At 34.9% G+C, this 23296-nt stretch carries 22 protein-coding genes and 4 pseudogenes; 10 read left to right on the top strand and 16 right to left on the bottom strand.

The annotated features are described in order from the left end of the window. Positions 1-3: 3 nt before the first annotated feature. Entirely contained in the window at positions 4-147 is a 144-nt protein-coding gene (locus BVG17_RS08755; RefSeq protein ID WP_162848921.1) for a hypothetical protein, read from the top strand. Positions 148-320: 173 nt separating this feature from the next. Here BVG17_RS08755 and BVG17_RS00725 read toward each other — a convergent pair whose 3' ends face one another. After that, entirely contained in the window at positions 321-1274 is a 954-nt protein-coding gene (locus tag BVG17_RS00725; RefSeq protein WP_063630630.1) for an Rpn family recombination-promoting nuclease/putative transposase, read from the bottom strand. Between the two features lie 382 nt (positions 1275-1656). On the opposite strand from BVG17_RS00725, the gene rnhA reads away from it, so the two are divergent. From rnhA to wmk (BVG17_RS00690), 8 genes and pseudogenes are all read left to right on the top strand, one after another. Continuing rightward, positions 1657-2193 carry a ribonuclease HI gene (gene rnhA / locus BVG17_RS00720; protein WP_063630631.1) on the top strand — a complete coding sequence of 179 codons (537 nt, stop codon included), beginning with the start codon at positions 1657-1659 and terminating at the stop codon, positions 2191-2193. Further along, positions 2184-3974, top strand: coding sequence for a DNA mismatch repair endonuclease MutL (mutL, locus tag BVG17_RS00715; RefSeq protein ID WP_143688757.1), 1791 nt, complete (start codon positions 2184-2186; stop codon positions 3972-3974). Before rnhA ends, mutL begins: the two co-directional genes overlap by 10 nt. A gap of 67 nt (positions 3975-4041) precedes the next feature. Further along, positions 4042-4300, top strand: a pseudogene (locus BVG17_RS09350) (helix-turn-helix domain-containing protein); the annotation flags it as partial. A 183-nt stretch (positions 4301-4483) separates the two neighbouring features. After that, a complete protein-coding gene (locus BVG17_RS00710; protein ID WP_410543279.1) occupies positions 4484-4888 on the top strand; it encodes a helix-turn-helix domain-containing protein in 405 nt (134 codons plus the stop codon). A 170-nt stretch (positions 4889-5058) separates the two neighbouring features. Beyond that, positions 5059-5724 carry a JAB domain-containing protein gene (locus BVG17_RS00705; RefSeq protein WP_143688756.1) on the top strand — a complete coding sequence of 222 codons (666 nt, stop codon included), beginning with the start codon at positions 5059-5061 and terminating at the stop codon, positions 5722-5724. Between the two features lie 170 nt (positions 5725-5894). Next, the gene (locus tag BVG17_RS00700; protein WP_177429425.1) at positions 5895-7079 is read left to right on the top strand and encodes a hypothetical protein; all 1185 of its coding nucleotides are present in this window, start codon (positions 5895-5897) and stop codon (positions 7077-7079) included. 89 nt (positions 7080-7168) lie between these two features. Continuing rightward, on the top strand, positions 7169-8071 hold the full coding sequence (wmk, locus tag BVG17_RS00695; protein WP_143688755.1) for a WO male-killing family protein Wmk: 903 nt from the start codon (positions 7169-7171) through the stop codon (positions 8069-8071). An 89-nt stretch (positions 8072-8160) separates the two neighbouring features. Continuing rightward, positions 8161-9096, top strand: coding sequence for a WO male-killing family protein Wmk (gene wmk / locus BVG17_RS00690; RefSeq protein WP_143688754.1), 936 nt, complete (start codon positions 8161-8163; stop codon positions 9094-9096). 58 nt (positions 9097-9154) lie between these two features. On the opposite strand, the pseudogene BVG17_RS00685 reads toward wmk (BVG17_RS00690), so the two are convergent. Beyond that, positions 9155-10074: pseudogene (locus BVG17_RS00685) on the bottom strand (patatin-like phospholipase family protein). Between BVG17_RS00685 and BVG17_RS00680 the strand changes: the two are divergent. Continuing rightward, positions 10065-10586 (top strand): phospholipase D family nuclease, encoded by a 522-nt coding sequence (locus BVG17_RS00680; RefSeq protein WP_143688753.1) that lies wholly within the window; start codon positions 10065-10067, stop codon positions 10584-10586. The pseudogene BVG17_RS00685 and the gene BVG17_RS00680 overlap by 10 nt on opposite strands. Here the strand turns inward: BVG17_RS00680 and BVG17_RS00675 are convergent, their stop codons facing one another. From BVG17_RS00675 to BVG17_RS10120, 14 genes and pseudogenes are all read right to left on the bottom strand, one after another. After that, a complete protein-coding gene (locus BVG17_RS00675) occupies positions 10587-10802 on the bottom strand; it encodes a hypothetical protein (protein ID WP_077188530.1) in 216 nt (71 codons plus the stop codon). A gap of 79 nt (positions 10803-10881) precedes the next feature. Then, positions 10882-11358 (bottom strand): ankyrin repeat domain-containing protein, encoded by a 477-nt coding sequence (locus tag BVG17_RS00670; RefSeq protein ID WP_158621799.1) that lies wholly within the window; start codon positions 11356-11358, stop codon positions 10882-10884. 46 nt (positions 11359-11404) lie between these two features. Beyond that, positions 11405-12355: a contractile injection system protein, VgrG/Pvc8 family gene (locus tag BVG17_RS00665; protein ID WP_143688751.1), complete on the bottom strand. Its 951-nt coding sequence runs from the start codon at positions 12353-12355 to the stop codon at positions 11405-11407. A gap of 1 nt (position 12356) precedes the next feature. Then, positions 12357-12566, bottom strand: coding sequence for a tail protein X (locus BVG17_RS00660; protein WP_063631168.1), 210 nt, complete (start codon positions 12564-12566; stop codon positions 12357-12359). Then, entirely contained in the window at positions 12563-12910 is a 348-nt protein-coding gene (locus tag BVG17_RS00655; protein WP_077188534.1) for a phage tail protein, read from the bottom strand. The genes BVG17_RS00660 and BVG17_RS00655 overlap by 4 nt, the downstream gene beginning before the upstream one ends. Then, complete coding sequence (locus BVG17_RS00650; protein WP_077188535.1) at positions 12910-15330, bottom strand: phage tail tape measure protein; 2421 nt, start codon at positions 15328-15330, stop codon at positions 12910-12912. The genes BVG17_RS00655 and BVG17_RS00650 overlap by 1 nt, the downstream gene beginning before the upstream one ends. Before the next feature lie 109 nt (positions 15331-15439). Next, the gene (locus tag BVG17_RS00645; protein WP_143688750.1) at positions 15440-15697 is read right to left on the bottom strand and encodes a phage tail assembly protein; all 258 of its coding nucleotides are present in this window, start codon (positions 15695-15697) and stop codon (positions 15440-15442) included. A gap of 82 nt (positions 15698-15779) precedes the next feature. Beyond that, complete coding sequence (locus BVG17_RS00640) at positions 15780-16286, bottom strand: phage major tail tube protein (RefSeq protein WP_143688738.1); 507 nt, start codon at positions 16284-16286, stop codon at positions 15780-15782. A gap of 15 nt (positions 16287-16301) precedes the next feature. Then, positions 16302-17477: a phage tail sheath subtilisin-like domain-containing protein gene (locus BVG17_RS00635; RefSeq protein WP_143688749.1), complete on the bottom strand. Its 1176-nt coding sequence runs from the start codon at positions 17475-17477 to the stop codon at positions 16302-16304. Positions 17478-17796: 319 nt separating this feature from the next. After that, complete coding sequence (locus BVG17_RS00630) at positions 17797-19278, bottom strand: hypothetical protein (protein WP_143688748.1); 1482 nt, start codon at positions 19276-19278, stop codon at positions 17797-17799. Continuing rightward, entirely contained in the window at positions 19275-19469 is a 195-nt protein-coding gene (locus BVG17_RS00625) for a hypothetical protein (RefSeq protein WP_143688746.1), read from the bottom strand. The genes BVG17_RS00630 and BVG17_RS00625 overlap by 4 nt, the downstream gene beginning before the upstream one ends. Further along, positions 19469-20662 (bottom strand): annotated as a pseudogene (locus BVG17_RS00620) (hypothetical protein). The gene BVG17_RS00625 and the pseudogene BVG17_RS00620 overlap by 1 nt, the downstream one beginning before the upstream one ends. Positions 20663-20682: 20 nt before the next feature. Next, positions 20683-22617 carry a DUF4815 domain-containing protein gene (locus BVG17_RS00615; RefSeq protein ID WP_143688747.1) on the bottom strand — a complete coding sequence of 645 codons (1935 nt, stop codon included), beginning with the start codon at positions 22615-22617 and terminating at the stop codon, positions 20683-20685. Positions 22618-22623: 6 nt separating this feature from the next. Then, a pseudogene (locus BVG17_RS10120) lies at positions 22624-23295 on the bottom strand (hypothetical protein); the annotation flags it as partial. Position 23296: the final 1 nt, after the last annotated feature.

Genomic DNA, 23296 nt, shown 5'->3' with positions numbered 1-23296 from the left:
AATATGCCAAGTAGTGGAAAATTTAAAGTGAGGGTAGCCAAAATAGCTAGGGGAACCAGTAGCAAGTTTGATGGTTTTAATACTAACATGGATGAAGTAGACATTATAGGTAATAGTGCTAAGTGGTTAATGTGTTTTCCATGTTGAACTTACAGTACGTAGCTTTGATACAGAAGTTTGGGTAACGTTACGATAGTAATTTATATAATTCTATGTGCAATCTTTATAGCCTATTTAGACAGTTCATTAGACTCTTAATTAGGGGATATTTCTAACTTATAGAAGGTTTTCATAAATGTTGAAGTGAATAAGTAGGAATATTATGTTTTTTTCTTAAGTTGCAAAATTTCAGAATGGGAGAGACCGGTAATTTGAGCTATGACATCAATAGAGACACCTGCCTTGAGTGAGTTTTTGGCCACAGCTATTTTAGTCTGTTTTTCACCCTCTTCTCTCCCTTTTTCTGCACCAATCTTGATGCCACGTTCTTCACCAATGAGGATGCCTTCTTGTCTACCTTTTTCTTGACCTACTTTAAGACCCTCATCAAATTTTTGAGCGAAAGCAGCAATCTCATCCATTATGCGTTTTTTCATTTGCTCATATGCTAGTAACTCTTCTTCTGACCAATTAAACTTATTCATTTCTTCATACGCTCGTTTTATGATGACGTCACTACCAACTATTTTATCTAGGTCCTCTTCGCTTGTTTCTGCTGCATATCGAAAAAAATAACACCATTTTTCTACTATATTTTCTAATTGATCTTCCTTCGTTTTTGTAAATTTTGGTAATTCTATGAATACGAAGTAAAAATCCTTTAAGTCATGTTCAAAGCTATTTTGATCTAAAATGACATGATTAGATTTGTACTCAGACTTATCTGGAAAAATAATACAATCAGCAACAGCAATAAAGATAATTTCCTTGAGATTATGATAATTATCACCTTGATCAGCTTGACTTGAGTAGGCTTTAGCAGCATAATACTGAGCACGCTTTTCGAAGCCTTTGGTCTTAGTGAACTGCATTTCTATAATATATCTGGAACCTTGAGAGTCTTTACAAAGAACATCGACAATACTCTGCTTTTTAGCGGCAATTTCAGGGTCCAAAATGGTAGCTAAGAATTCAACATCGTGAATAGCAGCTAAGCCAGTGAAGCCTAAAATATCGTTCAAGAAATGAATGAGAATATCTTTATTCTTCTCGGTGCCAAATATTCTTTTAAAGGCATAATCGTTGCGTGCATCAAGAAATTTAGATAAAGCCATGATAAATTAACCTAAAAAGCATTAATAATTATACACAATTGTGAAGAAATATTCAACCCTTTTGTTTTTCTAAGCTTTGAATGTGTTGATGAAAAAAAACATCTGTCAAAGATCACCTGAGAATTACATTTTAGGCTTTAAATGTAGTGTTAGTCATCGTTTTATAACTGCCTTAAAACCCTAGCAAATGAACTGATAAGCTATAAAAAGTTTCAAAAACACTTTGGTGTAGGCTCCAAAAAAAATGCGAGTACAAAGACTCAAATACGATTACCTAACATCGAGAGGACGGGCTCCCTACACCTTGTATATGATAAAGATCTTGAAACTTCATGTCAACATTTTCAGTAGCAAATTTACGTTGAATCTATATCCTGTAAGTATGGGCGAAAAAAAGAAGGTTACAATATATACAGATGGAGCATGTTCCGGAAATCCGGGGCCTGGTGGATGGGCAGCCGTGGTGATGTATGAAAATAAAAGTGTCTTTATCAAAAAACGTATCTCTGGAGGTGAAGAAAACACAACGAATAACAAAATGGAGTTAAAGGCTGTGATTAACGGGCTAAAGATGTTGAAAGTTTCTTGCAAAGTTATTTTACACACTGATAGTCAGTATATTAAACAAGGTATAACAGGATGGATCAGCAAGTGGAAAACAAATGGTTGGAAGACAGATGATAAAAAGCCAGTAAAGAACAGGGAATTATGGCAGGAACTAGATGAAGTTGCTTTACATCATGATGTTAATTGGAAGTGGGTTAGAGCTCACAGTGGTAATACCTATAATGAAGAGGCAGATAGACTTGCTAGAAAGGAATCTAAAAAGCTAAAATATAGAGATTGTGAGGTCAAGAAATCACCAAAAAATAGAGGGAACTCTAAGTTTCATAGATTGGGTGGAGTATTATGGCAATAATTCTTTTAGATACAAAAACAATAAATCGTATAGCAGCGGGAGAGGTAATAGAGAGGCCAGCAAGTGTAGTAAAGGAATTAGTAGAAAATGTAATAGATGCTGGAAGTTCAGAGATAGAGATCAAAATAGAAAGTGGTGGACGTAACCTTATAACTGTGACAGATGATGGAAATGGAATAGAAAAGGACGACTTAGAACTAGCATTTATGAGGCATGCCACTTCAAAATTAAGCGATAGTGAGTTAATAGAAATCAAGCACCTTGGGTTTAGGGGAGAAGCTTTACCTTCAATTGCAGCAGTAAGCAGAATGAAATTATCGTCTAAGGCAAGTGGAGCAAAGGAAGCATGGTCTATAAGGTATGAGGGAGGAGAAAAAATAAGAGAGATTACCCCTTGTTCTTTGTTGCAAGGTACATATATTGAAGTTCGTGACTTATTTTTTGCTACACCAAATAGACTAAAGTTTCTAAAAACCGAAAGGGCAGAAACACAAAGTATTGTTGATATTGTGAATAACTTAGCGATGATTAATTATAGTATTGGGTTTACTCTCACTTCTGGTAATAAAAAGCTCTTAAAATATGTTAAGCAAACTTCGCTGTTCAACAGATTATGTGAAATAGAAGAAGAATTTCAAAGCAATTCACTGGAAGTTAAAGAGGAAGAAGAAGGCATCAAACTTAAGGGACACATCTGTAAACCTAATGTCAATCGTGGCAACTCAACTCAGATTTATACGTTTGTTAATGGAAGGCCAATAAAAGACAATCTACTTGTTGGTGCAATTAGATATGCGTATCACGATTTTATTCCAAACAATAGGTATCCTTTTGCAGTGTTGCATTTAGAAGTACCATATGACCAAGTAGATGTAAATGTGCATCCAAATAAATCGGAAGTAAGATTTCAGAATAAAAGGCTAATATATGAAATAGTGAGAAGAGGGATAATAAAAACACTATCAACGAGATTTGCAGCGGGTGATCAAGGTATTGAAGAGGAGCTAATTTTTAATGATAGTAAAAGCCAAGAGCAGGTTGATAGTCAAGAGAAAAAAGATCAAAAAGAGTTTTATGAAAAGAGACCAAGTCTTTTAGAAAATCGTCTAATGAAAGAATTCAGTGCACCAGATGAAAGAAGGCAAAGCTTACCAGAAATGTTTAAATATGGAGAATCCCCAGCCCAAAAGGGAACGATGGTTTTAGAAAGGAAGCAAATTGATTTGGTAGAGGATCATCCCCTAGGATATGCACGTTGTCAGGTCCACAATACTTACATTATTGCTGAGGCTGGAGATAGGCTGATTATAGTAGATCAACATGCAGCCTATGAGAGGTTGATATACGAGTGCTTAACAAGCATAAAAAGACAAAAACTTCTTCTTCCTGAAATAGTTGAGATTAAAAACCAAGCAGGGATGGAGATGGTTGAAACTTATAAAGATAAGCTTTTTGAAATGGGTTTTGGTATTGAAATAGAATCAGAAGATAAAGTAAGGGTGAAAGAAATACCTGCAATCTTGGGAACAATAGATATAAAAGAGATGCTAATTGATATAGTAGATAAGTTAATGGAAATGAAAGATACGGTGCCAATAGAGGATAAGGTGAATAAAATATCAGCCACAATCGCTTGCCATGGAGCAGGAAGAAAAATGAAATTGGAAGAGATGAATGAGATACTAAGACAAATTGAGAAAACTCCATATTCTGACCACGGAAAGCTAACTTATATAGAAATGAAACTAAGTGATATAGAAAAATTGTTTGAAAGGAGATGAGTTCAGTTTGTCACAAAGGTTCCCAATTAGGTATACGTAACGGCTCTTCTGATTATGAGTATAAAATGTGAAAAAAGAGAATAATTACTCTAATTTTTTATATTATAAAGTAGTAGGACAGAAAGTAAGAAGTTATAGGATAGCAAAGGGGTATACTCAAAAAGATTTAGCAAAAAAAATCGGAACAACATATCAGGTAATACTGCTATATGAAAAAGGAACGCGCAGAATTTCAATTAAGAAGTTATATGAATTAGCAGAAGCATTATCAACAACTGCTAGAGATCTAGCTTGCGTACAAGAAGTATCAAATGAGGGAAGGTATGNCGTATTAGTGAGGAAGAAATGGAAAGGCGGTAAAAATAGAAGTAGCAAAGGGTTTAGTTAAGGAAGGAGTTTCTACTCATGTTATCTCTCGAACAACTAATTTATCTATTGGTGAATATGATAATGATGAAAAAAAAATTTCTATTCCGTATAAAGTAGGTCGAAGAATAAAAGAATGGAGGTTGAGAAGAGGATACACACAAGAAGATTTAGCAAGTAAAGTGGGCATAATAAATCAAAGAATATATGAATATGAACAAGGACGAGCTGCTGTTTCACTTGAAATGTTAGATGAAATAGCAAAGGTACTATTAATTAATATTACAGATCTGCTTCCAGAAACAAGAGAAAATGAGAATAGTGAAGCAGAGCTATCAAGGTTAATAGAAGAATACAAAAAGATCAAAAGCAAAGAACTACGTCATGTACTAATAAAATCTCTGTTTGAAAGCATACAAATTTGCAAAGAGAAAGTGAAGAAAGTAGAAAAGATGAGAATTGCAAAGAATTTAGTTAAGGAAGGAATTTCTATCAATATTATTTTAAAAACAGTAGGCCTCTCCTTGAACGAAATTCAACAAATTTAAAATAAAAAATCAGTATATATTAATATCTTTACCTATTCATGAAAAAATAAGTAAAAAAGATTGAGAAATTGATTTGACTTCACTCAAAAGCTATGGCTTTATGCCAATGCTGACAAAAAAACAGCAGTAAATATATAAAAACATTTTGTTATTAGTGAAGGGTAATTTTTATGAATAATAAGAAAGATCGTAGAGAAGAAATAGAATTCAGAGCATTAGAAAGCAACGGTAAAGCACTACTTGATCGTGAAGTAATAGAAACGTTTCTAAGTGCAGTGCATGACAGGGAAGAAGCTCGAATTATTGCTAGAAAGCTAATAGATAATTTTGGAATAGGAGGAGTTTTAGGCCAGGAAATAGATGACTTGAAAACTATAGAAGGGATAACTGACTCTACAGTAGCAGTAATTTTATGCCTAAAGGAAGCTGCAAAGAGAGTACCAAGAGAAGAGTTAAAGAAAGGACCTGTAATGGATAACTTGGAAACCATCGTAAAATATTTAAGGGTGAGTATTGGTTATTCAGAGGAGGAAAAGATGAAAATAATATATTTTGATCAAAAGTGCCGTTTAAAGGGGGAAGAAGTGTTCACTGGTACAGTGGATAAGGTACCTTTTTACATAAGAGAAGTAACAAGAAAGGCATTAATAAGAAAAGCGACGTCAATAATAATATCGCATAACCACCCAGAAGGAAGGTTAAAGCCATCTGATGAGGATGAAGCTGTAACTAAAGACTTGGCTAAAGCTTGTCAGACTATAGGGATTAGGTTACTGGATCACATTATCATCACAAGTGTTGGGTATTTTAGCTTTAAAGAGCAAGGACTGTTATAAAGCAGATATTTGAAGATTTTCATGAGTTGTTTAACTACTTGAATGAAGAAAGTATTTGCAAGTACATTAATTATTGCTTACAATTAATGAGAAAGTATATATTGAATTAATAATAAAGTAATAAAGTCGGTTGTAGACTTAGTAAAGTATATTTAATAGCGGAGGCTAATATGGTTAATAAAATAATTGTACCTTTTGATGATCAAGAAGGGGGTGTTTACGAATTAAACGTTGATCTTGATAGATTATCAAAAGGTGAGATGTTAAATGCGATTATAGGAATTGGTCGTACTAACACCTTTGTAAGCAAAATTAATAAGGCTAAAAAGCCTGAGGAAATAGCACCTTTCCCTGGTAGAGAAGTTCGCGAAAACAAAATCAACTATGGGAAAGGATTTGACTATGTTTATGGCACAAAACCTGTAAGTGATCAAGAAGATAAAAATCCATTTGCTTCAGCTTTGAAAAAAATAAAGCCGAGTGAAGGTGAAAGTGAAACTTTGAGCTGGTTTAAAAGTGAAGTGGTAGAGGCAAAGAATGTAAATGAATTGCACAAAGTTATAGACAAAGTACTAGCATCTGGAGGAAGGCTAAATGCATGTAATGATGGGGAATGGAGCTTTGCTGAGTATGTAATATTGGGTACACATTTTCATAAATTTGATAAGGCTGATCGTAAAAAGCTAATACGTAAACTAATGCTAAACGGTGCAGAGTTTCATGATACTTTATTGGAGAATAAATTGATAGGTGAAATCTATAATGAGCTACAACCAGAAGTTCAGCCACAGATAGATGAGAGACTAGAAGAACTAGAGAAAGCTGGAGAAAGTGCTGTGCAAGAAGGAGAATTAATAGATATTGAGATAGATAATACAACATCGTATATAGAATTTTCTGGGGATAGCAAGGTAGAGGTAGCCAAAATACTGAGAGATTTAGGAAGTAATATTTTAAAAATTGGCAATGATGCAGTTGAGGTTAAAAGTGAGAAGGGAGGTATAAGAAACTATATCGATATGTCAGATGAAAGCTCTATTATATTAGAATTTCCTACAAGCATTGGTCAGCTAAATATTATATTGTACCACGATGTAAAAAAATATGATCAAGTACAAGTCAGAGTAGAAAACAAGGAAATGTGGTCTAAATTACAAGAAAGAGGAGAAGAAATAGGAAAAAATTGTCTTTTTGGAGGAGTGAAACTTCAAGAAGCAGTAGAGAAAGGTAATTTCACTAGATGTGGCATATGGAATGAAAAGTATGCTATAAAAGAGGTTAGCAATAATGAAGTATTGTCTCCGTGGGTAAATAGAATACGTGCAGGTAGTAAAGAAACCTTTAGAGAACTTTAATGTGTCTATAGCCAACTGTAAGGTTCCAGAGGTTTTTTCTTACCGTTATATCTGAGCTATAGTAGAAAATATTATATATGGTTCTTTGTATGGAAAAAAGTCTAGACTATGAAGTAGGGCAAAAAGTGAAAAGTTGGAGGTTAGAGAGAGGGTATACTCAGAAGGATTTAGCGGAGAAGGTTGGTGTAAAGTACTGGGCAATACTGCAATATGAAAAAGGGAGTCGTAAAATTCCAATTAAGAAATTATATGCTATAGCAGAAGCGTTATCAGTAAATGTTAAAGGTCTAGTTTGTGGAGAGATGCTACCAAATGAAAAAAGATATTTTGAAGATGAAGAAATATTAAATTTAGTAAAGGGGTATAAGGATAAAGAACTAAGCGAGGTATTTTATTTATTAATCAAATTTATTCGTTTGAGTGAGGAAAGAAGCAGAAAAGCGGTAAAAATGGAAGTAGCAAGGGGTTTGATGAAAGTAGGAGTTTCTGCTCATGTTATCTCTCGAACAACTAACTTATCTATTGGTGAGTATGAGGAGAACAAAATTCCCATTCCATACAAAGTAGGGCAAAGGATAAAAGAATGGAGATTGATACGAGGATATACACAAAAAGATTTAGCGAATAAAGTTGGCATAACAAATCAAGGAATATACGAATATGAACAAGGGAGAGCTGCTGTCTCACTTGAAATGTTAGATGAAATAGCAAAGGTATTATCAATCAGCATCATAGATCTGCTTCCCGAATCAGATGAAGAAGCGGAAGAAAAGCTATCAAATTTGATAGAAGAATACAAAAAGATTGAGAGTCGGGAATTACGCGATATGCTAATCAAGTCTTTATTTGAAGGTATACATGTTTATAGAGAAAAGGTCAGAGAGGAAAAGAAGATTGAAGTTGCAAGGAATTTAGTGAAAGAAGGAATTTCTGTTGATATTATCTTGCAAACGACAGGCTTATCAAATTATATGATTGAGAAATTTTTGTGATTTCATAAAAACTTAGCCAATAGTGGATTTTTTTGTGATAGAATATATGTTTGCTTCTGTAGGAAAAACAGCTTTTAGAGGATTTATCTATGATAATTCAGAGCATATTGAGCTACGAGCTGGGGAAAAAAATAGAAGGTTGTAGGATAGTACAAGGGTATACTCAGGCAAAATTAGCAAGCAAAATTGGTTTAACACATAAGGAAATACATAACTTTGAACTAGGGTGCAAGGCTATCACAATCAAAGAATCGTATATAATAGCAGGAGCATTGTCAGTTAATGTTATAGATCTACTTCCAGGACCAACAGTACTAAGAGAAAACAGTTGGTATGAAGATGAGGATAAAGAAATAGTCTATCTAACAAAAATACATAGAGAAATTAAGGATCAGGAATTACGCAAGAAGCTGTATCCATTAGTAAGGTTTGTATATATTAGCGAGAAAATTAGCCAAGAAGAAGCAAAAATAGAAGTAGCAAAGAATCTAGTGAAAGAAGGAGTTTCAGTTGATATTATTTCCCAAGTGACTCGCTTATCTACTTACGAATATGATGATATAGAGGAAGAAATTTGTACTGATTCTATACTCTACAAAGTGGGGAAAAGGATAAAAGAGGAGAGATTAATACGGGAATACACTCAGGAGGACTTGGCAAATAAAATAGGTTCAACACCTAAAGAAATACACGACTATGAACGAGGATATACAGACATTCCAATTGAAATATTATATAAGATAGCAAAGACATTATCAGTTAACATTAAAGCTCTTGGACTAACAGAATATGAAAATGAGCCAGTTTTTAGGTTTATAGGTAAATGCGAAAAAATTGAGGATCAAGAATTACTGGATACGGTAGTTAGATCTTTATCTGAAGGAATGCAAACTGGTAAAGAAAAGGTTAAAAAAGCAGAGAAAATCAAGATTGCAAAAGATCTAGTTAAGGCAGGTATTCCTATTGATATTATTGTGCGAACAAGTGCCCTAACTGCTGATGAGTTGGGTGATTGTGAAAATTAAATTGTGTTAAAGATAGTTAATAGTGTTAAATAATATATTAAGATATAAGTAAAAATAGTTATATATTTAATATTTCTATACAGAATTTATCTATCAGTTCCTGATTTTTCTCTATCATTGAATTTGCCTCCTCCTGCAGAGATTTGATATTTTTTGATGTAATATTATCCATGTCAGGTGATGCTATTTTTAATTGCGATTGTATGCGTATATATTTATCAGCTATAACTTGATCAAGTTGGTAGTTTACTGCATCTAAACTTGAAGCAAACATCACATGTAATAGTGGTTTTAATCCAGCCATTTTGCCAAATTTCCTTGATTAGCATACTCATTGCTTCTATCTGTTCTTCCAGTACCTATCGATACAAGTAGAATATCATCATTTGGAAATAACCTCTTACCACTTGCATATGCGCAAGCCGCTGGATTATTGGCAAACACCCCTCCATCCACTAGTACCATTTTCTTTTGGTTGATTTTAAGATATTTAGGTGCAAAGTAAGTAGGTGCTGCAGTTGTAGCTCTGAGTGCATCTTTCAGCTTAATATTACCTTCTTTCCAGCTTTTGAAGAAAAATGGGCAATTATTCTGAATATCGTAACTCGTAATCAACACATTACTTAAAGTGTTTTTTAGAATATCCTCTCCAAAATATTTATCCAGTACAGATTCAATATTTTTATGTGGATATTGTGCGCAGTTAAACCAAGATAGTATTGATCGCCTAAAAAATGAAGACTTAAAAATATATGGTCCATATTCCCGATAGAACTCGACTAAATCATTAGTAGAATATTGAGGTTTATCTTTTTTACATAATCCTGCTATAACAATTCCACCAGTTGAGGTTCCTGCCATAAGATCAAAGATTTCAGCTACTCTCTTTCTTGTTCTTTTTTCTATTTCTGCTAGAATGATGGCTGGTATTATGCCCCTTATGCCTCCTCCGTCAACTGAAAGGATGTATTTTTTCATATTTATTAGTTCTGTTAACTTGCTCACTTTTATCAGGTTGTGTTACCTGTCCAAAAACTACAGTCTGTTTTACACCTAGGGAAAATTGTGCCGAACAAATAACCAATGCTATAGATCAAGCTCAAAAATCCATATTAATTCAGGCATATCAATTTACTTCAAAGCCTATTGCACAATCTTTAATTAGAGCAAAAAAACGTGGTGTTGATATTAGGGTTATCCTAGATGAATCACAGGTCAGCTCAAAATACAGTGTCATCAATGAATTATTTAGGCAAAAAATACCGATATACATAGACTATAAACCTGCAATTTCACACAGCAAAACTATGATTATTGATGAGCAAAAAATCATAACAGGATCTTTCAATTTCTCTGACGCTGCGCAGAAAAGAAACGCTGAGAATCTACTAATTATAACAGGAGACCCTCCATTAGTTGAGCAATACATCAAAAATTGGAAAGATCGTCAATCTCAATCTGATGCTTACACACCAAAAGTAGCAGAATAATTACTTGTACTTCAAATTAGCTTTGAATTCATCCAATTCCTCGGAAAGATTTTTTACCCTTTCCTCAAGTACAAGCACCTTTTCCATTAAACCATATTCAATAAGTTTATCGTGAAATTGTACCCTTGAGTCTAACTTGGATAACCACCATATAAATGCTACTGTTTGTATTAATAACGTGATAATTACTGTAATTGGGATTTTTTGGTTCTGCATAACGATTTAATTTATTATGAAAACTATTGAAAGCTTTTGTTTCAAACTGTAGAAATGAATTAGTCGTTACTTTTCTGTTTTATAATTTTTTTTCTGCCTCAGCAAGTAGGTCTACGATTTCTCTATAAGACTTCTTATTTCCACTATAAGATGACCTCTTCATTGCTATAGTTTTTGCAGTTCTTCCTTTCCAGTCTACAACATGAGGGTTAGCTCCTCTCTCCAACAAAAGTTTTACAATCTCTAACTGACCACCTTCAGCAGCATCAAGTAATGCTAAACTAATAGTATTTATATCCATCCCTTCGTCTAACAAAAATGTAACAATTTCTAAGCATCCTTTCTCTGAAGCATAATATAATGCCTTTTTGCTAATACTTGAATCATCTCTACTTTTTTTTACTAATGATTTCACAGTTTCTAAGTCACAGTTCTTAGCTGACATTTCTAACATTTTCTGATACTCTTCAGCGGCCTTGGATTTTTGATAGTAATATGTAATAACAACACATATTATTACCAGTATAAACCACAACGTAGCTTGTTTCTTGCTCATGTTCAGCATTTTTTTTGCATTAAATCAGCAATTTACTTATTTTCTCTTAAACATAATTACTAAAAGATGCCGATAATGCAGTACGATATCCTGAACTATTTAAAGTATGTTCTGCTCTATCAATTACCCATTCACGATCTATATCCTGATTGAACCCTACAAGATTAAGTTTTGCCTCTGCAAATAGTTCTGGATTACCAGGCATAGTGACATCCAATACTGCATTATTACGCTTCAATTGTTTCAACTTGGCATTTGCTGCACTCAGTGTTGACTCTGCATTTGGATAAATTGTTTGTATAGCGTAACTTGGTTCGCCGCTACCTACTCTTTCCGATATGGTCTCTCCCTTTTCATAGCTATGCCATTTCGCTATCACTGAGTTGTACTTATTACGCACAGTAAAATGCACTTTCCAATTGATTGTATCTTGAGGTCTAATAGTTGTCGTTCCTAAAGCTTTTCCCGTTGCTGACTTTGCTGCACCTTTTGGAATAAACAATATATACCCTCCTGCCAGTTTTGCCATGGCTTCGCGCTCTATAGCTATTCTAGTCAACAAACTTATATCGCTCTCTTCAGTTTGGTCAATATGTAGTATTAATATGTCTTTAAATTCCTCAGCAACTTTGCATCCATATCCATGTTTATTTGCTATTTCCTTGACTAAATTACCTAACGTAATCTGGTGCCATTCTCTGGATACTTTTTCCTTTAGCGATATCATCAAATTTGTTGCATGAGCTTTGATTATTAAGGTTTTTGGTGGACTTTGTACTGTAATTTCATTGACTCTATATACACCTATGGGTAACACTTCTGTTTCTCTATATCCCAAAGCAATCTTTAGCTCTTTTGGAACTTTTATGTTATCATCCCTGTAATCGACACATATTTCAGCTATATCTTCTATAGTCCCTGATTCATCAGTAACATGCATTGACACCAAGAGGTCTTTTGCTAATTCATACCCTTCAATGACAAACTCTGGTTGCATCTTACCCCCAAATCTTCAAGGTTGATTTCTGTAGAGGTTTCTCAATTATAGGCAGCTTAATTTTCAGTCCTGCCGGTAAAAAACTTCCATATTCCGCAAGTCCAGGGTTTTCTTCTAATACTATTTCTACTGCTCCTGAAGTAAATCCATAGTGCTTCCAGCAAATATAGTCTAACATATCATTTTCTTTCGCTAAGTAGTATATAGTCATGAATAACGCTTCAAACTTAAATTAAATTCAACTTTTTTCGGCAATCCACAAGGGAAAAATGATGTTTGCTTTTCTTCTAATCTTGTAATCAAAAAATGTCCCAAAACATTTCCCATGCTATCAACTAAAGTGTGAGGTTCTTCTGCTTCTTTTATATTTTTTAACTGACTTAAATTTTTAGAGCTATGAAGATAAATTATTCCCTCTAAGTCTATATTTTCTACACCTTGACCAACGTTCTGTAGTAAAGGCATATTACCAATACATTCAATCACACTCCAACGATTTTCTTTGCTATACTTTAAGCTTATTGGAGAAATTTTATATGTACCAAAGGATAACATTAGTAAACTGGATCTACGGTATCAAACATAACATCTTGTGATTTTTCTCTTATCCTTTTTATTACTTCATCTGCAAGACTACGAACATCTTGATTTGGTTCTGCTCTAATATTGATATGATAATTATGAGTAATGTGTTGAGTTTTATTCAAAGTTTTCTCTTCTTTATTTTCAAATTTACTCCTTGCAAAATCTACAAGTATCTTATCATTTTCTGTGGACTTTTTCTCCTTAATAAGGCTTTTATTGTTCTTTCTTCTCTTAGACATTTCTTTAATTATACTATTACTTAGCAAAGGATTTCCATTACTGAAAATGTTGTTTTTCAGGGGAGTGTGAACTGCTTTTGTTTCAGTCACAATACTTTTTCTTTTTTCAAGTTCTTTCAGTGGAGCAAACTTTCCAAATACACTATCAACGGTATTTCCCATCCATGAGAACATCTCTTCGATGGGCTTTATTATTGATTTTATATACTCCCAAATACTAGAGAAGAAGTTTTTTACCTTTTGCCAATTAGTGATCACAAGAGCTGCACCAGTGACAAGACTTGCTATTAAAAATCCAATCGGGTTACTCATTATAGCGAGTGTTATTGCCCTAAGTCCTGTTACCACTGCAGGTAGAACCGATGATAATAGAGGAAAAGCTTTCATTGCTAAGCTCAGAGTTGTAGCTTTTAAAACACTCAGTCCAGTAATTACTGCTGGAATAGCATATGTCGCTAGTGATATTAGTGCAGGCTTCAGTACCCCATGCAAAATAACTGAGAAAGCAAGCATTCCACCTCTAACTAAATTCCATGCATAACCACCACTTACTACTAGAACTTTAAGACCTATTAGTGCTGCTATGGTACTCATTATTCCTGTAGTAATAACTGGAAATTTTTCTGCAAATCGAGCTATGGGGTTAGTTATCTCTCTTAAAAGGCTACTTATCCACTTTAAAGGAGGTAGCATTACTGAGCCCAAGTTCATTCCTACTTCTGCTATCGCATTTCTCAGTAATCGTAAATTATTTGCTGTAGTTGCTGCACGATTGTTAAACTCTTCTTGCATGGACTTTTCGAATTTTTTCTCGTCAGCTAAATGATTTATGGCGTCTTTATAATTCTTTAAGCTTCCAACCAGTAATGCAATATCATCTTGATATTCTTGACCAAAGAGGTTGAGAAGAATTTGAGAACGTTCCTGTTTATCTACTTTTTCCAGAGTTTCAAAAAAATAAAGTAGTGCGTCTTGACTATTTTCACCAATCCTTTGTACCATTTCTTCTGCAGCTATTCCCATGTCTTCTAATGCTGCCTTGAACTCTTTTCCTTGCCCTTCAGCAGTTTGGAGCTTAGAAAGTAGAGCATTTATAGCAGTTGCTGCTTTTGCTGGTTGTTTGCCTAAACTAATAAAGGCATTTACTAAACTACTTGTTTCCTTAATATCAAGACCAAACTGTTTTGCACTACCACCAACTACAGCTAATGCTTTAACCATATCTCCTGCTTTAGCAGCACTATTATCTGAAAGGTGATTTATGATATTACCTGCTCTTTCCATATCTGCTACTTTAATCCCATAAATGTTGGCAAGCTTAGCTATAGAATCACCTGCTTCTTCTGCAGACATATCAAACGCTGTAGACATTTTAGCTACTGTTGTTGTGAATCCTATTAAATCTTCTTTTGGAACACCAAGTTGCCCACCACTTGCAGCAATTTGAGCTAACTCAGCAGCTGACAGTGGTATCGTACGGGACAGTTCCTTTAATATCTGACCAAATTCTACGGCTCCTTGATTGTGAGCTGCCTCATCCTTAGCAAATCTCACTACTTTCTTAACATCAGCCATAGCACTTTCAAAATCAATCGCAACTTTAATTGGAGTTGCAAACCCAAGTGCAAGTGCAGCCGTTTCTACCATTTGTGATTTAAAGTATGCTTTTCTCCCCAAAAACATGTCCCGATCTTTGATGGCAGTACTCAATTTGCTGTATCTACTTTTTAGCATACTCACAGAAGCACCAAGTTTATGCTGATCCTTTATCAAAGACTGAACATTTCTTCCACTTTTTCTTGCTTCTTCATTGAATGAATGTAAAGCATCTCTCTTTTTCAAATATGCTTCTTTTGCTTTTGTTGCAGAAAATTTAGCTTTATCAAACTCAGCTTTTAAAGTTTTGCTTGGTTTCTCTACCGCTTTCATTTGTTTAGCTAAAGATTTTACTTGATCTTCAAAGCCTTTCCATGACCTCCTGCTAGTCAAAACATCACTACCCAACTGCTTAAATTTTGATACTGATTTTAAAGATGAGTCAAGCTTTCTTATATTCTCACCAAGGTTAGAGAGTTGACTACTACTTCCTTTTATTACAGTACTGAAACTGCCATCTAAAACTGCTCCGATTTTTATAGATAACGTTGACATTGTACCTTCCTCGCTACTTCATGCCATAAAATAAATTCATTAATCTCCATATCAAGTATTTGTTCAACCCCGCCTCCTACAACAGAGCTGAACATTAATACTTCTAATCTCAAGTTTTTTGGATAATTGGTGAAAAAAAATCCTTTAATACCTCTTGAATTTTCACATAATCAGCAATATCTAACTCTTCAATTGCTTCTTTTGCAACTGATGTCAGATTGGCAGTCAAAGTTACTTCCTTACTTAGATCACTACCATTTAAGCGTTCAATTGCAAGATAATCTCTAACTTTTGGACGTCTAACGGTAAGTTCTGAGACAGAAATTCCATCAACTGTTATTGGGTTGTTTAGTGTTATAGTTTGCATAAAATTCTCCTATAAAAAATAAAATCTTGTAAAATGTTGTAACTATTTGATCAACATCTAAAAAATAGAATTCTAAAAATCTTCATATTCCAAGCACCGTTTGAAGTAGTGCCATCTGATCAACACCATTTATCTTTCTAATCATATTTTCAGCATCGATTTCTATTAACTCATTACCACCTATAGTAAGTTTATAGTAATGAGCAGCGACAGTGCATTTGAGAGTGGCTTTTTCAGCAGGTTTCCAGCTACCAAAGTCAAATTCTTTGAATATGCCTCTAAGGTTGATAATTACTCCTTCAACCTCATTGCTGCCACTGCCTTGTAATCCGCCCCTTAGCGTCAAAGCTACTGAATTTCCATCTATCAAACCAAAAAGTCTAAAAAGTTCTGAATCATATTCTGCAAAAGTAAAATCTGCTTCAAGCTTTTCCATGCCCATGTCAATATTTATTGGAATATCCATACCACCAGCTCTATATTCTTCAGTTTTTATGGTAAGCTTCGGTAAGGTTATTTCATCTATTTTTCCTGCATAACCCCGACCATCTACGAATACATTAAAATTCTTTAAAATCTTCGGTAACATCTCTTTCTCCCATTTTTATAATATTGTACCACTCACAAGATGTGACCTGAAAGTAATCTGTTCTGCCGGATATGGTGGTGTAAACTCGAAGTCAAAATACACTTTCCCGCTTGCAATGTTTGCCGGTGTATTGAGCTCTGGAGTTGCGTAACATTTTCCGCTAATAATCGCTCCTTGTACTTTTAAATTGGCCAAATAAGAATTTACCCCCTCAATCACATCATCTATATAGGTTTTGGTAATATTGCGATCAACTGCCCATAAATGAGCTCGAAGTAAACTATCATTGATTAAATCTGCAGTGCGCCTTACTGATAGAAAAGCCCATTTCGAATCGTTTGAACATGTTCTATTTCCCCAAAGCCTATAGCCGTTTTGATGAATTATCGTTGTTACTTCATTTTCATTTAAGTGGTTTGCTCTGCAATTTGTATTACCGAGCGTAAAATCAATAGGCCTGCTTGTTCCAACAATACCGTTTATTTCTTTATTTGAAGGTGAGTGCCAGAATCCTTGTTCGCTATCTACTTTCGCTATTAAACCAGCTACAAACGGGCTTGCTGGCAAAATTTCTTCTTCAATAAGTACCTTAACCCAAGGATCAATAATATAAACTCTTGAGCTACCTACACTTTTTCTCCATTTTATTGCTTCTTCATCATTAGTATTTGGTCCATCTGCTACTATTATGCTTCTCAGCTTTTCTGCTATAGAAATTAAAGCGCCAACCACTGGATTTTTGCCATCTTCTGGTAGTTGGTGAGTAAATTGAGGTGCAATTAGTATTCTTGGCGCAACATGAACTATGCTTTCACTGCTGAGGAATGCCTCAATTCCCTGATATTCTCCGATTTCTTCATCAACACCGCCAATTATATTTTTCAGCGTCTCTTCTTCTTTTAATTTTTGATCGCTGTTTTCACTTTCTTTAACTCGAATAACTACTACTGTTGCACCAATTTGTGTAAAGATAGAGCTTACTGCTTGTGGAAGGGTACCTGTTTTACCAAGCTTAGCAGCCTCTTTTAAGCTTCCTGCTATCAGTACTGGCTTATTCAGTGGAAATTTTTGCCCATCTGCTTCAGGAGCAGTACCAATTACACCTATCACTGATGATTTAGCTGTACGTACTGCTCTTGACCCCGAGGTTACCTCAATGACATTTACTCCGTGTAAAAATTGTTCTGTCATATAGTTGCGTTATAAGTTTGCTAAAACTTGCTCTTTAAAATTGTTAAAAACTCTGTAACTCTTTGATTTCCCTAACTTTCTTCTTGTTCCAAATCTTCTGATTACTACTTTTTAAGATTTAGTATATTTATTAAAATAAAGACAGAAACTAGAAAGTATAGAAAATTTCTCATTTTGCAATAACTCCAACTCAATATCTTCTTTACTCCTCTTGGCAATTTCTCCCCCTTCTGTTAAACGATTACCAATAAAAATCCTCTCTAGCTTGTTTTCAAGTATTGTGGTTTCAACTTATTTGTAAGCGTATTTTCTTCCTCTTTTACTGCCAAAGTTTATATGTTGCATTTAACCCAGGACACTGCCACGCTCTTAGTGTTCTCTCTACATCGATCTCAAGTCCTGTGGTTAAAAAATTACTGCGAAAGTTGTATATTCCCCACTGGATAAATTGACCATAGATTGTGCTATACGTATGCTCACTTGCAAAGAACTCAGGTGTCTCACCAACTCTTTCACCTCCTGAGTGAAGATTGGATGACGTATAAAGTAACACTGTAACAGTTTTTCCTGCTGGAATGATTATGTTACCTGATGCAATAAATTCAGGACTGTTAATTTCATGCTGGTAAATACGTGTCCAAGTAATTCTCGAAATCTCTGACTTCCTTGTATTAGTTTTATCAGGTGTACCTATAAATAATCCTGCTCCTCCATAATTAACTTCATCTTTATACCACATTGCAGATCCAACAAAGTTTAGAGTTTTACTTATATCTACATTGCTTGTGTTTTTTACGAATATTACTCCCAGTGCAGCATAAGGGTATTTCAGCATATTGAATTGCTCAGAAAATCCATCATACATAAATCTTGGGTATGATTCTCCATAGATAAATGTACCTTTGCTTCCCTCTAAAAAACTGAGTTGTCTTGGCCGATAAAAACTAACATAGCTTGTATCATATGTGTGAGTACCTGCTAGTAGTTGTAGCATATAGTCTGTTTTTGTTACATCACTACTCCACTGACCAAGCTCAGTTGTAAAAGTTCCGTGGCCAAAGTAATTATTTTTTCTACTTAGTACACCAAATAAAAAAGGTAATGCTCCAGGTTCAATCATATGACGATTTCTTACTTCTTTCATGATTGATGAGCCACTTGGTACATCGTTTATGGAGTTAAGCTTGGTTGGTTCTCTGCTCCTTATTTCCTTCATAATTGATGAACCACTTGGCACATCATTAACAGTACGGAAGTTATTTACTAAACCTTTAAGACCATCTTTATGATCATTGCCAACACTGTTTATTGCTGCAATATTGGCATTCTTTCTTGTATCAAGTAGTGATATATGCGAATCTGATGATGCTTTTAAAGTATTTAAGGAATTATCCCTAAGCTTGTTGATTTCATTAACAGACTCTGTTTTTACTGCAGTTATTGCTGATATTGAGTTTGTTTTATTGCTGTTTATATCATTTAGGTGTTTTTTTGCACTATCAAGCAGTTCTTTTAGCTTACCATCAGTCATTTGCACAATTTCAGAAACCGCACTTTTGTCGACTATTGATTCCAATGCTTTAGCAAGATATGCTAATTGATCTGGTGTACTATTTGCTGCTAAATCTTTAAGCCTTCTCTGTAGTGCGTCAATTATTTCTTTTATTTTAGCCATTTGCACAATATTAGAAATAGCTTTTTTATCTGCTATCAATTCCAGCGATTTTGCAAGATATGCGAGTTGATCAGGTGTGCTACTTGCTGCTAAATCCTTTATCCTTTGGTATATTGCTTCTTTCATTCCCAAAAATTCAAAAAAGTTTCAAAGCTAAATCGTTCAAAATTACTTTTAAGTTGATTATGTTTATTTTCTCCCTTACTTATATCCTCATCTATTTTCTCTATAGCTCTTCGAATACGTACTACATCTTGAACTGCAATATTTTCTGGATGAGGCAGTGGATATCCTCGTTTGGTTTGGTCAACAGTCATTATGTGACAATCACTCTGAGATTTTTTACCTTAGGGCGATAAACAACTGTTCCACTTAAAACTAATTTTATCCTTGTCTCATTGCCATTAAAGTTTGTCAGCACATGAGTTCTCTCTACCCAGTTTTCCCCTATTGGTTTTCCTGATGTTAAATTCACTAACTGCCAATCCACGTTTTTTTGCACATATGCTTTAACATCTGCAGTGCCAGGTATTAGTGCATCATAGGTAATTGTTATCTTAGTGTTAGCTCCTGCTGTAATGCTCCTAGTTACATAATCTCCTTTTTCCCCTATATTACCTATAACTAGCTGTAACCCAGGATATAGCACTGGACTTTTTTCTCGCCCTCCCTTTAGGCTTGCTTTTACCGTTAGCTCTCCAGATAATCTTTCACGCAGTGCAAGTGGCAAATTATCAGACAGAAAGTTTTCTTTTCCTTCTTCATCTGTTAAAATAAATTACACATTGGTATCAAATGCTACTTTTTCGACGTTCGTCAAAACAATTAAATCTGAAGTATTGTTTGCGGTAACTTTACCAAGATCAATAATGTGAGAAACTTCGCTAAATTTTGCAGCCAAAAGCCGAAACGTTAAATCTAAGTTCTGATGTGGAGTCCAAGTACTTGCGTTGCTAGATGAGAGTAATACTCCTACTTGATATGGCTGACTCGTTACCCAACGGCTATTTACTGCATCATATTTGCCAAGTTCTGCTATTTTTACTGCAGTACCCTGATCATCAGTAAGCAGTACTATTGCATACTCTCGTCCTGCATGGCAAAACACTGGTGACCAAGTAATACGTGTTGCTGTGCCATCCACCTTTATATCTCTTGGCTCAATATAACTTTCAGCAATGACAGTCTGCGAGGGCATTCCCACTGCTGTTTCTCTAATCTGCACAACAACACGTTTTTTGCCTTTATTTATAAACCATAGCTCCACACCTCCTATGTGTCTGCTTTCATTTAGAGTAAATGTTTGGGCTAAAGGGTCAACTCGTCTTGCTGCGATAACTCTTCTTCTTTCCTCTATGGTAATTGTTTTTTTACCAGTATAAGTTGCTTCTCCATAACTGCCTTTATCACCGAAGAACTGCACTAACTTAGTCCCAGCAGGAATGTTTCTTGGTACAGTAAATCTTCCTTTTATTTTTCCTCTGTTATCAGCAATAAATGTTGCGATCATGTTTTTCTTTCAAATATTTTCTATGCTTGAGGTTGAATAAAAATTCCATCAAACTTTAATTCCTTAAGCTTTTCACCAGTTGCAAAACCTTCAATCTCAAAATTTTGAGTTGCTTCTCGCATAAATTCAGTTTCGTATGAGGTACTTGACAGCAGCTCTGTTGTTTCTTTAACATTAAATACTCTGGTTACTGGACTTTTCCAATTTGTTTTTACCTCCGTCCAGTGATCAATATTTTTATTTAAAGTAATTTGTGCTGGTACTGGATCAAAGGCTTGATACGGATTAATTTTTTCTCCTTTGGTCTGTAAAAGCTGCTCCAGTACCGGTTCAAGTTCATATGGCAAAAGATATCTTTCCCCACCTTTTTCAATATCTGCAACTTCTACATCTATTGGCAAAACTAGCTCCCTATTTACTATCGCTGCAGTCTGCAAAATTCCTTGATCACGCATATCATCGTCAAAAAATGAATCAACAAATACTCCTTTTTTGGTGGTAGGTTCTCTTGAATTTGCATCACTGCGTAAACGTTCCTCTGCAACCAGCGCATAAAGATCATTTATTCCTTTTTTCATTGCTTCAAGCTCATTCATCGGTACAGCATGAATAGCATTATTCACTATTTTTACCCCTTCTTTTTCTCCGTTTTTCCATGTTTGGTGAATGTAGCAGAGTAAAAGTTGTCCACTAGGCGCTTTAGGCATCGATGGTCTCCAAGGGTGAGCTATACCTTTTATTCTCCTTACTACTCCTTTGCTATCGATAGTAATTAAATCAAAGCGTGGCATCTTCCAGGTGTAATCAATCAGAACCAAGCTATTATCAACTGCTCCTTTTACTTTGCATCCCTCTTCACTTATATCTTCAGGGCTTACATGAGTACGACAGCGGTAAGTTATTTGATAACTACTTCCAGGAGCTGGTTCTTTACCTGGTAATGACCAATCAACGTTTCCTGCGTTTAATTTGTAATCTATACTATTTTCATAAATAACATTGCCTTGTTTAACTTGAATAATCTCAAGTACTGCAGAGTCAGGTATCGGATCAATAGCTCCAGAGTATGAACCATGAGTAACAGTAATGGTTTTCTGAACAGTTATATCTACTTTTTTAATTTCACTTATTGGAAAATCATTCACCTTCAGTTCCATTACTCTTTGGCTATTTGGCTGAAAAGTATGTGGTTCTGATTCAACTGATTTTATATCCGGATCTTCATCAAAAGAAACACGAATACTGTGAGGAAGTTCAATCTCATAGCCATCAGCATGAGCTTTGCCCTCATTAATCACAAATATTTTTTTTCCTCCTTCTCCCTCTTCCTTTTGCAGGAACATTACTTCAAGACCATTTACGACATAGGAACCATTGGCTTCTTTGTCATAACGAGCAAGAGCAGTAGTTACTATATTTGCTTGTGGTGGCGGTGAATGTTCTATTAATACTCCATTTTCAATATGGTAAATTGGGTAAAATTCGCCATTTGTAGAGTTAACAGTAACACTTTCTACTTGGTATCCCCAAATGGTAGAAACTTTAAGTCTTGCAGCTCCTACTTCCTGATAGTTTCTTGTACCAATAGCAGGATCACGAAGATTTTCGTCCTCAAGTTCTGTAATCGTAGATTCTACGTAATAAACACCTATACGCACTGTGGTACTTAATGGAATAATAAATTCTTCTTTTTCGACTTTTCTAACTGCTCCACGCAGATAGATTTTTCCTCCCTCAAGTGTAACTTTACCAGTTTCTCTATCTATAATACAATTGCTTCCTGTTATAACATCGCCATCACGAAATATTGCATCGCCTATGCCTTTAAGCTTAGAGAGAGCATATTCTTGCGTCTCATTTAATTCTGCTGACTGTAGACCTCTTCCAGCAAGAAACAAGCTTTTTTCGTATTCTTTGTCAGGATTAAAGCGGTTATAATAACTATTTAAGGTCATTTTGTTTCAAAAAGTTACAACGAATGAAAAAGTTTCCCGAGTTGCTGCAGTTCTAATAAGTGGTACAGTGTGTTCTAAAACTAACAAAATTCCAGGATCTTCTACATCTTTTGGCTCAAAATATCTCTGTCCAGGAGGTGCTTTCTTCTTTACCTGTGTACCAACCATAACCCCGAGTTCCCTGATAACTTGATTTGCTGCATCCGTGAAATCGAAAGTGAATTTGAGAAAAAGATTATTGGTTGGTACATTCGATGGTTTAAACCTTCCAGAAGGAGTTATAAGTTCGCCGTTTTCATCACCTGTGCAGAATAGCACTTCATCTGCAGTACGTCTGCCAAGTTCATTCAAGAGCTTTATAGAATTTATAGGTTCAGGTGGTGTGCTTTGAATGTACTCTATGGTAACTTTATCACTTGCTGGAATAGAGCTGTTTTCCGTACGTTTTATTATACCACTACTGCTCTCAACTATATAGTCAATACTGGATTGATACACTGTTTGTCCTGTAAAAACCCTTACATCTTTAATAGTGTGGTAATCTAGAGCTATTTCACCCTCAATAAAAACTTTTTCGACCTGATGGCTACTTTCCCAGCTCGTATCACCACTGCCCCAGGCAAGATGTAGAGATTGCTCTTTTATACTTGCTGCTATTGCTGCTCTTCCTGACTGTGTN

The sequence above is a fragment of the Wolbachia endosymbiont of Laodelphax striatellus genome (genome assembly GCF_007115015.1).
Classification (GTDB): domain Bacteria; phylum Pseudomonadota; class Alphaproteobacteria; order Rickettsiales; family Anaplasmataceae; genus Wolbachia.
Note: the sequence above shows the minus strand (reverse complement) of the source record. Positions and strands in the feature narration are given on the sequence as shown.

Excerpts from the sequence above, each read along its gene's own strand:
- BVG17_RS00660 (WP_063631168.1), bottom strand. The coding sequence starts at position 12,566 with ATGACTATATACTACTTAGCGAAAGAAAATGATATGTTAGACTATATT.
- BVG17_RS00650 (WP_077188535.1), bottom strand. The coding sequence starts at position 15,330 with ATGTCAACGTTATCTATAAAAATCGGAGCAGTTTTAGATGGCAGTTTC.
- wmk (WP_143688754.1), top strand. The coding sequence starts at position 8,161 with ATGATAATTCAGAGCATATTGAGCTACGAGCTGGGGAAAAAAATAGAA.
- BVG17_RS00665 (WP_143688751.1), bottom strand. The coding sequence starts at position 12,355 with ATGCAACCAGAGTTTGTCATTGAAGGGTATGAATTAGCAAAAGACCTC.
- BVG17_RS00630 (WP_143688748.1), bottom strand. The coding sequence starts at position 19,278 with ATGAAAGAAGCAATATACCAAAGGATAAAGGATTTAGCAGCAAGTAGC.
- BVG17_RS00645 (WP_143688750.1), bottom strand. The coding sequence starts at position 15,697 with ATGCAAACTATAACACTAAACAACCCAATAACAGTTGATGGAATTTCT.
- BVG17_RS08755 (WP_162848921.1), top strand. The coding sequence starts at position 4 with ATGCCAAGTAGTGGAAAATTTAAAGTGAGGGTAGCCAAAATAGCTAGG.
- BVG17_RS00725 (WP_063630630.1), bottom strand. The coding sequence starts at position 1,274 with ATGGCTTTATCTAAATTTCTTGATGCACGCAACGATTATGCCTTTAAA.
- BVG17_RS00700 (WP_177429425.1), top strand. The coding sequence starts at position 5,895 with ATGGTTAATAAAATAATTGTACCTTTTGATGATCAAGAAGGGGGTGTT.
- BVG17_RS00640 (WP_143688738.1), bottom strand. The coding sequence starts at position 16,286 with ATGTTACCGAAGATTTTAAAGAATTTTAATGTATTCGTAGATGGTCGG.
- rnhA (WP_063630631.1), top strand. The coding sequence starts at position 1,657 with ATGGGCGAAAAAAAGAAGGTTACAATATATACAGATGGAGCATGTTCC.
- BVG17_RS00615 (WP_143688747.1), bottom strand. The coding sequence starts at position 22,617 with ATGACCTTAAATAGTTATTATAACCGCTTTAATCCTGACAAAGAATAC.
- BVG17_RS00625 (WP_143688746.1), bottom strand. The coding sequence starts at position 19,469 with ATGACTGTTGACCAAACCAAACGAGGATATCCACTGCCTCATCCAGAA.
- BVG17_RS00670 (WP_158621799.1), bottom strand. The coding sequence starts at position 11,358 with ATGAGCAAGAAACAAGCTACGTTGTGGTTTATACTGGTAATAATATGT.
- wmk (WP_143688755.1), top strand. The coding sequence starts at position 7,169 with ATGGAAAAAAGTCTAGACTATGAAGTAGGGCAAAAAGTGAAAAGTTGG.
- BVG17_RS00705 (WP_143688756.1), top strand. The coding sequence starts at position 5,059 with ATGAATAATAAGAAAGATCGTAGAGAAGAAATAGAATTCAGAGCATTA.
- BVG17_RS00655 (WP_077188534.1), bottom strand. The coding sequence starts at position 12,910 with ATGTTATCCTTTGGTACATATAAAATTTCTCCAATAAGCTTAAAGTAT.
- mutL (WP_143688757.1), top strand. The coding sequence starts at position 2,184 with ATGGCAATAATTCTTTTAGATACAAAAACAATAAATCGTATAGCAGCG.
- BVG17_RS00675 (WP_077188530.1), bottom strand. The coding sequence starts at position 10,802 with ATGCAGAACCAAAAAATCCCAATTACAGTAATTATCACGTTATTAATA.
- BVG17_RS00635 (WP_143688749.1), bottom strand. The coding sequence starts at position 17,477 with ATGACAGAACAATTTTTACACGGAGTAAATGTCATTGAGGTAACCTCG.